General features: G+C 46.6%; 9 protein-coding genes. All 9 read right to left on the reverse strand.

All coding sequences use genetic code 11. From position 1 onward, the window contains the following. Window positions 1-30: 30 nt before the first annotated feature. The 9 genes from DBR43_RS06910 to DBR43_RS06950 all read right to left on the reverse strand — a co-directional run bounded on the left by DBR43_RS06910 (window position 31) and on the right by DBR43_RS06950 (window position 11,555). Window positions 31-600, reverse strand: coding sequence for an RNA polymerase sigma factor (locus DBR43_RS06910; protein WP_124579159.1), 570 nt, complete (start codon window positions 598-600; stop codon window positions 31-33). 158 nt (window positions 601-758) lie between these two features. Beyond that, window positions 759-1,265 carry a hypothetical protein gene (locus DBR43_RS06915; protein ID WP_148090758.1) on the reverse strand — a complete coding sequence of 169 codons (507 nt, stop codon included), beginning with the start codon at window positions 1,263-1,265 and terminating at the stop codon, window positions 759-761. Then, window positions 1,258-2,529, reverse strand: a complete 1,272-nt coding sequence (locus DBR43_RS06920; protein WP_124579163.1) for a phthiocerol/phthiodiolone dimycocerosyl transferase family protein — start codon at window positions 2,527-2,529, stop codon at window positions 1,258-1,260. Before DBR43_RS06920 ends, DBR43_RS06915 begins: the two co-directional genes overlap by 8 nt. Beyond that, a complete protein-coding gene (locus tag DBR43_RS06925; protein WP_124579164.1) occupies window positions 2,526-3,779 on the reverse strand; it encodes a condensation domain-containing protein in 1,254 nt (417 codons plus the stop codon). Before DBR43_RS06925 ends, DBR43_RS06920 begins: the two co-directional genes overlap by 4 nt. A 5-nt stretch (window positions 3,780-3,784) precedes the next feature. Further along, the gene (locus DBR43_RS06930; protein WP_233602897.1) at window positions 3,785-4,993 is read right to left on the reverse strand and encodes a glycosyltransferase; all 1,209 of its coding nucleotides are present in this window, start codon (window positions 4,991-4,993) and stop codon (window positions 3,785-3,787) included. 15 nt (window positions 4,994-5,008) lie between these two features. Continuing rightward, entirely contained in the window at window positions 5,009-6,208 is a 1,200-nt protein-coding gene (locus tag DBR43_RS06935) for a glycosyltransferase (protein WP_124579166.1), read from the reverse strand. Window positions 6,209-6,220: 12 nt separating this feature from the next. Continuing rightward, a complete protein-coding gene (locus DBR43_RS06940; RefSeq protein ID WP_124579168.1) occupies window positions 6,221-6,982 on the reverse strand; it encodes an alpha/beta fold hydrolase in 762 nt (253 codons plus the stop codon). Continuing rightward, window positions 6,973-7,272 carry an acyl carrier protein gene (locus tag DBR43_RS06945; protein ID WP_124579170.1) on the reverse strand — a complete coding sequence of 100 codons (300 nt, stop codon included), beginning with the start codon at window positions 7,270-7,272 and terminating at the stop codon, window positions 6,973-6,975. Before DBR43_RS06945 ends, DBR43_RS06940 begins: the two co-directional genes overlap by 10 nt. Then, the gene (locus tag DBR43_RS06950; protein ID WP_124579172.1) at window positions 7,260-11,555 is read right to left on the reverse strand and encodes a type I polyketide synthase; all 4,296 of its coding nucleotides are present in this window, start codon (window positions 11,553-11,555) and stop codon (window positions 7,260-7,262) included. The genes DBR43_RS06945 and DBR43_RS06950 overlap by 13 nt, the downstream gene beginning before the upstream one ends. Between the last annotated feature and the right edge of the window lie 2 nt (window positions 11,556-11,557).

Genomic DNA, 11,557 nt, shown 5'->3' on the forward strand with positions numbered 1-11,557 from the left:
CCTAAGCCCGGCTCATAGAGTAGATGATTATTAAAAAAAGATTAAAAAGATATTTACCCCTAACTTTTCTCTCAAAATACGAAGCGCATTTCTGACCTGGGTACGTACCGTATGCGGGCTCAGATCAAGCTCCAGGGCAATCTCATTATGGCTCATGTCCAGGTTACGGCTCATTTCAAAAATCAAACGCATCTGTGGAGGTAAAGCCGCAACCTCTTGTTCCACGAGCTGTATGAGTTCTTTTTCTCTCAGGGCCTCTTCGGTAATATTGCTTCCCTGCTCCATAAAATTCTTTAAGGAAAGGCTGTAACTGTCCCGTACTTTTTGACTTCTATACAAGTTCAGGATTCTGTTTCGTACAGAGGTATAGAGATAGGAAGCCAGGCTTCCATTCAATTGAAATGAGCTGCGGTTGTCCCAGAGGGTAATGAAAAGCTCCTGAATGATGTCCCTGATTTCCTCCTGATCGGGCAGGCGCCGGTAAGCATGACTATAAAGAAGCGGTTGATAACGTTTGTAAATTTCTGTGAGCGCTCCTTTTTCCCCATGCCTTAACATGAGGGTTAATTCCTGATCAGAAAAAGTATGGTAAGCCTTCATTAATTGAATACGGATGCAGCTCTGACACAAAATGCAGCAGTATAATATTTCCCCCTTTCAATTATAGCGAATTATTTTTGAAATGCGGGCATCAGCAGAACCGGGCAAGGCTAATAATCACCGTTCCTGTAAAATGTAGAATTTCCAGGCCAGGAAGGTCATTGAGGAGCAATACTCAACTCCTTAACCTTTTTCACCGGCCAAAGCGTGGATATAATGGTGAGCGTTCCCGCTACTGCACCCAGGATTAAGGAAAGAATAACTGCATCAAAACCATAACCTTCCGGTACGGTCAGCTGGACAAAAAACGTTGCCAAAAACATTACGGTTACAGAAGCAGCGCCATTAACCCCTGCCATTTTAAACATGAACCTGTTCTTGGTAAAATTGTCAGGCAGCACAAAACCGGCCTTTCCTTCTTCCGACAGGATAATGGTCTTCCTCAACATATCAAAAGTGATGATAAAAGGCAGAAACAAGGCCATAGGCAATAGAAAACGGGCAAAACAATATTCGCCCTGAAACAGATAAACCGGTCCCAGGTTGCGAAGGGTCAGGTAAGGGATTACGGTATTGAAAATAACGTTGGGAACAATATAGAGCAACAGCTTCTTCTGCACAAACTTCTTCAATATCGCATCGCCCTGTGTTTTCATATTAAGCATAGCTCAGCATTACATGTGTCCTCAACAATTCCATCGCCTGATCTCGGATTGCCTTTGCCTCCTCTTCCGGTAAAAAAGAATCATTGGAGAGAAAAGTAAAATCCATTCTCTTTTTAAAAGTACTGACCACCAGGGTATTTGCATTCCTCCATGGAAAACCAACATTCGGACTGTATAAGGTTTCCAGCTCAAAGGAATCGTAATCTTCTGCAATCTTCAGTCTCCCCATGTTGGAAAGTGTAATGTCGTGCCCGCCATCTGTGGTTTTCAGGTGTTCCAGCATCTTATCTACAGCACCATGAAAATATTCACTCATGACCAGGAGCTCATGGACTTTCATTGCGGCAATCTTCTTTTTCAGCTCAGTTTTTAACTCCCTTGCTTTTGTCCAGAAGTCCTTGTCTTTATTCCCGGACAGGGAAAGCTCTGCGATGGGTGCAAATGCAAATAGTGCATCTGTTTTAATCTCTTCCACAAAATGCCGCACATCTACCGGACAAATCACCTTGCCTTGTGCTTTAGCACCTCTTACCAACTTAAAGGCCTCCAAAAAAGCGACACACAGCGCCGCATGCACCGTCAGGCCTGCATCTTTACAGGCAGCTGCCAGGGCTGAAGTTTCCGGCTCCTCCAGCTTCCAGTGCAACAGATAGGCTTCTCCTTTCGGATGTTTGTTCTTTGCCGACTTAAACAGAAAGAATAGCCTGGCTAAAACCACAAAAACCTTCGTTTTTAAAACCTTGGCAGTACTGCTGGTAAATGAAGAAGAAAGCAATTCCTCGATCGAATTAAAAGCCGGGTAAGGCAGCAATTCCTCTTCCGGATGATCCAATAACCGGAGTATTTCCGACATCAACGCTACAAATCCGGTTCCGTCGCAGATACAATGCGGACATACCAGCAACAGTTCCGAAACTTCCGGCCCCTTAATCCAGACCAGCCTGGCCAGAGGGAGCGATTCTCCGTCAAACAGTGTTTTCCATTCAATTTTAGACTGCTCCTGCCAATCCTCGTCGCCGATCCGCGTTACGGTCCTTACAGGAATTGCCGAAAGGTTGTTGCCCGATACAAAATGAGGTATCCCCGCATCATCTTCCTTTATCCGGGCACGCAATAGGGGATGCTTTTGCTGTATTTTTGCCAGGGCAATCCGCAGATTTCCCATGAGAACAGTACCTTTTATTTTAGCTACAAAAACACAGTTAAGTGCTGTTTCTGCATTTACATACATGATTCTTTCGCCAATGATCAGTCTTCTTCTCATAGTTTATTGATGATTTCTATTAGTTTATGTTGTATTGCAAGGGCTTCGGTATAAGGAATAAACCCTTCACTCGCGACGAAGGTAAAATCCATCTGTCCGCGGTAAGTAGAGGTCACCAGGGTGGTGGTATTGCCTAAAGGCCCAATCACTGAGGGACTGAATATCGTTTCGAGTTCAAAGTTTTGGTATTGGTGTGCGATGTCTATTTTCCCCAGATTGGAGAACATACAGTCATTACTCGATTTCCCATATTTTAAAAACTCCGTAAACCTGCTTAAGGAAGCATGGGATTCTTCCATCATCATGATCGTTTCATAGGCATCCAGCTTAGCCGTTTTCCGGTCTATATCTTCCTGCATCTTTCTGGCATTGTCAAAGAAATCCAGGTGCTGATCTGCGGAGACCACGAACATCAATCCAAAAGCAAAGATGTGGTCTCTTTTGATTCCCGGTGCAAACCTGCGGATGTCTACGGGACAGGAAATCTTATTGTGAAAACCGGCTTTTCTGACCTCCTGAAAGGCCTGTAATACTACCGCGCAAAGCACCGTATTGACCGTTACCTTTTCAGATTTACATTTGAGTATCAGGCGGTCGCTGAGTTCTTTTTCCAGCTTCCAATGTATCATGTAATCTTTCTTGCGTTCTACCAGGTGCTTTTTCAGCGGAACAATCCAGAGTGCAAAAGTTGCCACCCCACCAATCAGCTTCGCCTTGATGATTTTCCTTCTGCTTTTCAAAATCTTCGCAGGGATAATGTCCGCTATGCCCATAATCGGCTCTTCTTTACCGATATTTACCGTACCATCATCCAGCAGCAGCAATAATTCTGCTAAAATTGCCATTGCAGAACCCCCATCACAAAGACAGTGGTGAATCACCAGGATCAACTCCGAAACCTCAGCACCTTTAACCCAAACTACCCGCATCAAGGGACCTTTACGGGTATCAAATGCCCTGGACCATTCCTGCATCGATTCCTGCTCCCAGTCCTGATCTCCTGTTCTTTCCTTAATCCGGACCGGAATCATGGAAACAGCCCCCTCCTCCACCACAAACCAGGGCATGCCCTGTGGATCATTTTCTACTGCTGCATTCAATAGAGGATGTTTCTCCTGCAGCTTCTTTAAAGCATGCTGCAGGGCTGAGTCAGGGAAAGTGCCTTTGATTTTTATTGGGATCAGGGCATTAAAAGGCAGTTCTCCATTTCCATGAAGCATCCGTTCGGCAAATAGCAATTTCCTTCTCATACCGGTTAGTTGAAGGTTACCAATTCCTGTTCAGCCGCAGCAAATTCTTCCAGCAGCTGAACTGCTTTATCATTTCCTCCTGCAGCAATAAAAGTCTCTTTAATCCGCAATGCTGCGTTTCTGTATTGCGGGTTTTCCAACAGTTCAAACACGGCATTTTTAAGGTCTTCAATACGGAGCCGTTTATAGCGGATCTTGATCCCGCAACCTGCATTTTCGATCAGTTTGGCCGTATGAAAATGATCGTAGGCAATCGGTGTGATCAGCATTGGCAATCCGTTCATGAACGTATCGTTTACCGTATTAAATCCACCATGACAAATTACCATATCCATCATCGGCATCAGCTCTGCCTGGGGAACAAAACCGTTAACAATAAAGTTATCCGGCCATTTTTCGAAGATATCAGGGTTTGTTGCTGCAACAATGGTTACAGGCGCATCCGCAAAAGCATCGATCAGTTTCTGAAAGAACGCCGCCCTGATGTCAACGAGTAAGGTTCCTAAAGAAACAAACACCTTTGGTGTGGTCGCCCGCTCCAGTCGCGCCCAATCAAAGGCAGCATGGTTTGGCCTTCCTTTAACCGGACCAACGAACTTCATGTGCGGTTCCGGGTTTTCAATTCCGGCAAATTCCGGAGAGGTGAAAACCAGGTTCAGCTTCCGGGAATGGATCACAATATCATCTCCATATACCTTAAACTCCCGCTGTAAACTTTTCACCAGATTCTCCTGCCACTCAAATATTTTAGGAGCGCTGTTCGCCGTATCTCCCATCACATCGGGAGGTACAGGCGTAGTGGTCACACTGGGAATGCCCCTGATATGGGCCAGCAGCGCGCCGGCAAAAGTAATGCAATCGTTTACGATCACATCTGGCTGCCAGGTATCCACAAACCTTCCCAAACCTTTCATCATGATCCGGGCAATCGGAACATAGGTTTCTTCCAGTGCAAGTTTCATCACTTCAGGGCCTGAACAGGCAGGGCCGTCATCCTGGCGTTTCAGGATCTGCTGAAGTTCTTCCCGGTATTCTGCCAGGTCTGCTTCAGGGTATATATATGCACCCCCTTCAGGGATATGTTTTGCATCAACAGGGATTACCCCCAGCCATTTTACCTCATGCCCGCGGGCAATTAAACTGGCACCAATGCTTAATGTAGGACTGATATGACCAAAAAACGGCGGTACAACGAATAAAAACTTTGACATCATTTCTTCTTTAATTGTTTAACAATCTATTACAGGCTCCTTAGCCAGTTCTGCCAGCAGGTCGGCCGCTTTTTCGGTTCCCCCTGCCTCGCTGAATGAACGACTGATTTCCACAGCAGCCTGCTTAAAGCAGGCATTCTCTAATATTTCTGCAACCGCTTCTTTCAGGTGTTTCGCTTTAAAGCGGTTAAAGTTTAACCGCAGGCCTGCACCTACACGGACCACTCTTCCTGCTACATGCGACTGATCATAGGCAATGGGCACCACCACCATGGGTAAACCATGGGTTAAAGTTTCGCAAACCGTATTGTGGCCTCCATGACAAACCACAGCATCCAGATGAGGCAGCAGTTCGAGCTGAGGGACACTGCGCTGAACGATGAAGTTGGAAGGCCATTGCTCAAATAAAGAAGGATCAGAAACCACCACCACCGTCAAGGCTTCATTTTCAAATGCTGCTATTGCTTTCGCAAAAAAGCTTTTTTTATGCTCATGATCGAAGGTGGTACCAATGCTCAGGAGGATTTTCTTATTTCCCTCCTGCTCGTTCAGTTTCGCCCAGTTGAAAGGGACCTGCTCTGTTCTCTGGTGAATCACAGGCCCTACAAAGCGGTAGTATTCGGGAAGTTCCATTTCTCCAAAGAACGCTTTGGAGGTCAATACCATGGTCAGCTCTCCGGAACAGGCAATAGAGGTTTCATTATGCACACCGAATTCTTTCTGCAGGGCGATCACCTGGTTCATTTCCCATTCATGAACCTTAGGAAGTTCGTCCATCACCTTAATTGCCGCAGGTGCCGTAACCGAGGTGGCATAGGTATAGCCTCTATTTGCCGCAGCAATTGCACCGGCAAACATTTGATGATCAGTGATCACGAGATCGGGCTTAAAGCGGTCCAGCCAACCGGCAATCCCTTCATAGCTGTGCCTGTTTAAAGGAATGAGGACTTCTTCATACAAAAATTTAATGCTGTCGATTCCGTAAACAATCTTTTTAGTGATGATGTCCAGGTACTTTTCACTGTCCTGTTTCTCCAGGTCAGTCTCTTCATATTGGATCAGCAGGAGCTCTCCGCCTTTCGGAAGTTTCGGGGCTAAGGCAGGATCTAAGGTAATCCATCCTACCTGATGCCCCCTTTGCAGCAATACTGCACCGATGCTCAGTGTTGGATTGATATGACCTGTTAAAGGCGGAACTACAAATACAAATCTTGCCATAGGGGGATTTCTTTAATTCTTAAAAAATGTTTCCATTAGGTTTCCTATGCTTACCGGTTGCTGGATGGGCACATTATGGTCTCCATCAACTTCCATCAGCTCCACTCTTTTTATTTTCTTTTTTAACGTCTTCCCTGCTTCCAGGCAATTGGAGCTGGCACCATAGAGCAGCAATGTTTCCTGAGAAATATGGCCGATCTCCGCGGCGCTGAAGAAATCCCGTTCCCTGATCATATCGCTTTTGATGCTCGTTTCATGGAACAGGTATTCGTACATGCGGTGATTTTTTTCCATCTGCCGCTTCCCCATTTTTGATTTGGTGGTATCGGCGAAGTGCTGAACATAATACTCCAGAAACTCCCTGCTGTACTCATCAATGATGTCCCTGGTTTTATCGTCGTTCGGATCAGGCGCTTCGATCACCGCCAGCTTCTTTACCTTGTCGGGAAAGCGGGCGGCCATTTTCAAAGAAATCAATCCTCCGAAACTATAGCCTGCCAGGTGTACCGACGACAATTCCAACTGGTCCAGCAAGGCAGACAGATCATCGGTCATGCTGTTCAGGTCGTAACCATCTGCGATCTTTTCGCTCATGCCATGACTTTTCAAATCGTACATCACGACGTGGAAATGTTTCGCGAGGATGGGGGCAATGTTAAAATAATAAACAGAGAGGTTGCTGAACATGCCATGAACGAGCAGTACCGTCTCTGCGGCTCCTTTATTCAGCTCCTGAACATGAACAGCACGTTTCTCTACGTTAATTACTGGCATTCTTCAATGTAATTGACAATCGTCCCCAGATTCAGGTTGATCAGTTCATCCAGGTCCATATTGGACAACCAGCCGGTAAAATCAATCTGTTCTCCGAAATGAGTCTTTATTTTTTCTGAGAAAGAGACAATCTCTATGCTGTCCATTTCCAGGTCTTTGGTAAAGGAGCTTTCCATCGTGATCTCCATCTCTTCCACAAATTCTTCGCCGATCACTTCCGTAATAAATTGTTTCATAAGATCAAAGATCTCGCTGCTGTTCAGTTTCGTTGTTGAGTCTAAAGTGTCCATCCGATGATATAGTTTTTATGTTTAATGGTTCTGATGATGATGTTGTTAATTCTTAATTCTTCGCCCATGATCTCTTCGATCACATAGGCTTTTGGATTTCCCTGTAAACCTTTTCCAAGGAATTTGCCATAGGCTTCTTTGGCCACCCAGAAACGGGTCGCCCATTCGGTCTTGTCCTTATCTGCCAGTAAAACCTGTTCTGCTGCTGAAAATACCAGTTCATAAAAGCCCTCACTGCGCTCCTCTATCTTTTCCATGTCGATCCCTACAGGACCATCATAGCGGGCAATCCCTACGGCATCTGTGCCTTTATGGGCGAGAGAAATGGCAATCCCATCGGTCATGGGCCCCTGCAGATAAGGCTTATGAACTTCATCAGACCGGATCTCAAAAGAGATCGGGTAACAAGCTTCGTTCTTTTCCTGGTTTAACAGATTTCTGACGGCATCTTTTACCGCCACCCGGCTGATGATCCATTCCTTTCTTTTGTTCGGCAAGAGCGACAGGTGGTGTTTTTTCTCCTCCTGATTGAAATAGCGTTTCAGGATAAAATCCCAGGAAACCACCCGTGTATAGGCATTATGAAACAGAAAAACTCCCGGTGCCACCTCTTCCGACAAGCGGTTGTGCAGCGGCGACATGGATACTTTCCATAAGGCTTCATCAATTTCCAGCCTCCTGTTTTGCCAGCCGGTAACGATGGCCCAAACCTCAGCATCCCTTTTCATTACAAAATCTGCGGTGGCAAATTCATCGTTAAGTTCGGTCAGCACACAGGTACATTCGAAAGTCCCCTGCTGGTCCATCAGTGCTCCAAAGAATTCTATTTCCTGGATCTTAACGGGAAAAGCGATCCGGTCTTTGGTCAGGGTCAACTGCAGCCACAAACCAAACAGCTGTCCGGCATTGTCCAGCAAGGAACCTTTACCGCTCCCTCCTTCAATGATTCCGGTGATCCCCTTTTCTCCTACTTTGATCAGTTTCCTGATCCCCTGATATCCGGGACCATGGAACATATGTTCTTCATAGATTTGTGTGGCTGTGCGGTCGATATTCAGGGATTCGCCTATGTCGAAATTTCGCCCCGGGGCCCTGGTCAGCTCCGTGTTCAGCAGAACTTCTGCATTTGCAAAACGTTCCAGATTGAGGTATACCAGGTGTTCTGCCTTCCATTCGCCGGTAATGGTCTCCCGGAAAGGTTTAGCCACATTCATCCATTGAAACACTTTAATGTTCTGAATCTTATGGACACGCTCTACCGGAGCCTGTTCTGCAGCAATCTCCCCGAACATTTCAAAGATCATCGTCATGGGAATTACCGGATCCATATCGTCTACACAAGGCCAGCCTTTGGGTTGCCTCAGCAGGGAATGGTCCACGAGGTAGGGGCAATTCTCCAGGCTAATGTCTATATTTTTTGTAAAGGGCATTCTTACCGGGGTGACCACCAGCGGTGGGGCCGCTGGTAGTGTCCCGGATTTCGGAGCGTACGCATTGAGCGTAAATGACTTATTCTGAAACAACTGAAACAATTCGGATTGAATCCCCATCATTTCTTCTACATTTTCATTAAATGCTTTCATCAATGGATGGGCAATATCTTCCATAATGGCCGCTCCCCGGGGGGCCTTATGCTGCTGTTGAAGGGCCAGGCTTTTTAGCCCTGCCATATTGCTGACCAAAGGTAGTCCGAGTTGTAGTTTCAGTCCTTTTTTAAGCAATGGCTGCTGCTGGTCATAGCCCATAAACTTCATTCCGGCTTCTTTTCCTTCCACAAATAAAGCGGCCAGCACGCGTTGTAACTGTGCGAGACCGGACCTCACTGCGGTATTTGAAGATACTGTGCTGCAATTCTTTCTTTTTAAGGTATCGTCAATAAATCCGATCAGTCCGCCGGAACCCACCTGAATAAACATCCGGGCACCTTCCTCATAAAGCTTTTCGGTCAGCTCGCGAAAGCGGACGGGCTGTATGAGGTGCTCTACACTGAGCCGCCTGATGGCTTCAAAACCTTCGGGGTACAATTCCAGTGTAGTGGCAGACCATAAAGGAAATTTTGTCTTTCTGAATTCCATACTGCTCATCCCTTCGAGCATCATATCCAGCTTATCTGCTACAAATGGGGAGTGAAAACCGGATTGAAAAGGAAGCACCTGATGGAAGATCTGTCTGGCTTTTAAAATTGGCACCAGGATTTCCAGCGCAGCATTACTTCCGCAAAGAATCACTTGCTGCGGACAGTTGTCATTGGAAAGGTACAAGTCTTTAATTCCTTTGATGATGGGCTGCAACAGTTCAATGCCACATCCTACTGCTATAAACCTGGAATCTTTCAGTTCAAAAGTTTCCGGATTGAGCAAGCCGAGCAATTGCAATACGGAGGATTCTTCTGCCAGTTCTGAAGACCTGGCGGCCAGCCATTCTCCAAGACTATGCCCTGCATTCATTTCCGGCAATACACCCAGTTGCTTAAGTGCCGTATCCAGTACACTGCTTTTATTTAAGATTTTAAGTGCCTCGTTGAGGAGTCCTTCGGCTTTTGTATGCTCGTCCTGAGGGATGTTAAAATATTCGGCTACGCTGTTTACCTCTCCCCCTGCAAGGCCATCGAGTCCGGGAAAGACAAAGGCAATCTTGCCGCCATGGCTTAACAAGGGTTCATTGCTGTACCAGATGTCTTGTTTATTGCGCCATGCTATATTTTTAGTGGCAATCTTAATGGCTTTCTTTAGCCGCTCCGGACCGGGATCAAATACAGCGATCCGATAATTGCCCCTCCCCGGGTTTCGCTCATTGTTCTCCAATGCGCTGATCAGTTCGGCATGACTTTCACGGGCCAGCAGCAACACCTGATCTATCGCTGCCTTTTTTATTTCAGGCATTTTAGTCAGCGCCCCTTGCGGAGGACAATAGCCTTCCAGGACAACATGGGCATTGATGCCTCCAAAACCAAAAGCATTTACTCCGGCCACCTTTGGCAAACCCGAAGCCTCCCAGTCCTGTGCTTCCTGAACTGCCTCAAAACGGCTGTCTTTCAGCAATGCAAGCGGTTCATCACAATGAAGTGTAGGAGGAATGATCCCATGGTACAGGGCGAGTGAAGTTTTGATCAAACCCGCAATTCCGGCGGCAGGCATTGCATGTCCGATATTGGATTTGACCGTCCCTATTCCTGCTTTTGGCAAAGATTGGTCCTTCCCGAAAAATTGAGAGAGTGTTTCTATTTCTGTCTTATCCCCCAATGGGGTTCCTGTTCCATGTGCTTCGATATAGCCGATCTTCCCAATCTCAAGTCCCGAGTTCCCCCAGGCCTGTGCAATCGCTTTCAGCTGTCCTTTTACAGAAGGGCTCATCACACTGGTCCCACTGCCATCACTGCTCAGCCCCACTCCTTTTAATACGGAGTAGATCTTATCCTCGTCGCGAATGGCATCATCAAGGCGTTTAAGCACCACAAAACCGCAGCCTTCCCCAATCAGCAATCCATCAGCATTCGCATCAAAAGGATTGATTTTACCTCGTTTAGATAAGGCACCCAGCTGACTAAAAATACTCCAGAAAGCAGCATTTTGTCCAACATGTACCCCCCCGGCAATGACCAGGTCACAGCGTCCGCTATTGAGTTCCTGCACCGCGTGGTCTATAGCAAGTAAGGAACTTGCACATGCCGCATCCAGGGTATAAGCTGCTCCGCCAAGGTTCAGCCTGTTGGCCACCAGTGAAGCAACGAGGTTAGGAATCAGGCCCATGGCGGTATCGGGACCAAAACGGCCTTTACGCAATTGGTATTCTTTTTTTACTTTTTCAATTTCTTCCCCGGATAAATGGGGCATCAGCTCTTTTAGCAGTTGTACAATCTGTTCCCCCGTCCGCACGATCTCGATGGCCCGGGTAGCACCGGGCCCGGAATAATTTCCTTTGCCAATGATAATTCCGGTCTTTTCAAGAATGGGATCTTTCTCCAAAACTCCCGCATCGCCCAGTGCTTTATGCACCAGGCTCAGCGTCAGTAAGTGATCGGGTTCCGTTCCCTCTACTGCAAGGGGAAGGATTCCAAAATTCGCAGGGTCAAAAACGAATTCCGGAATAAACCCTCCCCTATTGCAATAGAATCGATCTACCCCCGTAGCGTCAGAATCAAAATGCACAGGATCAATTCTATCAGCAGGTACGGTCTGCGTAGAATCTACCTTATTGATGATATTTTGCCAGAACGCCGCTACATCTTCCGCACCAGGGAAAATGCAGGACATTCCAATAATGGCGATGTCGGTCTTTTTCATGG

Origin of the sequence: Pedobacter sp. KBW06 (assembly GCF_003852525.1) — a bacterium.
Classification (GTDB): Bacteria; Bacteroidota; Bacteroidia; order Sphingobacteriales; family Sphingobacteriaceae; genus Pedobacter.

What these genes read in the sequence shown, in the direction of transcription:
- DBR43_RS06940 (WP_124579168.1), bottom strand. Translation starts at nt 6,982, where the DNA reads ATGCCAGTAATTAACGTAGAGAAACGTGCTGTTCATGTTCAGGAGCTG.
- DBR43_RS06915 (WP_148090758.1), bottom strand. Translation starts at nt 1,265, where the DNA reads ATGCTTAATATGAAAACACAGGGCGATGCGATATTGAAGAAGTTTGTG.
- DBR43_RS06950 (WP_124579172.1), bottom strand. Translation starts at nt 11,555, where the DNA reads ATGAAAAAGACCGACATCGCCATTATTGGAATGTCCTGCATTTTCCCT.
- DBR43_RS06945 (WP_124579170.1), bottom strand. Translation starts at nt 7,272, where the DNA reads ATGGACACTTTAGACTCAACAACGAAACTGAACAGCAGCGAGATCTTT.
- DBR43_RS06935 (WP_124579166.1), bottom strand. Translation starts at nt 6,208, where the DNA reads ATGGCAAGATTTGTATTTGTAGTTCCGCCTTTAACAGGTCATATCAAT.
- DBR43_RS06925 (WP_124579164.1), bottom strand. Translation starts at nt 3,779, where the DNA reads ATGAGAAGGAAATTGCTATTTGCCGAACGGATGCTTCATGGAAATGGA.
- DBR43_RS06930 (WP_233602897.1), bottom strand. Translation starts at nt 4,993, where the DNA reads ATGATGTCAAAGTTTTTATTCGTTGTACCGCCGTTTTTTGGTCATATC.
- DBR43_RS06920 (WP_124579163.1), bottom strand. Translation starts at nt 2,529, where the DNA reads ATGAGAAGAAGACTGATCATTGGCGAAAGAATCATGTATGTAAATGCA.
- DBR43_RS06910 (WP_124579159.1), bottom strand. Translation starts at nt 600, where the DNA reads ATGAAGGCTTACCATACTTTTTCTGATCAGGAATTAACCCTCATGTTA.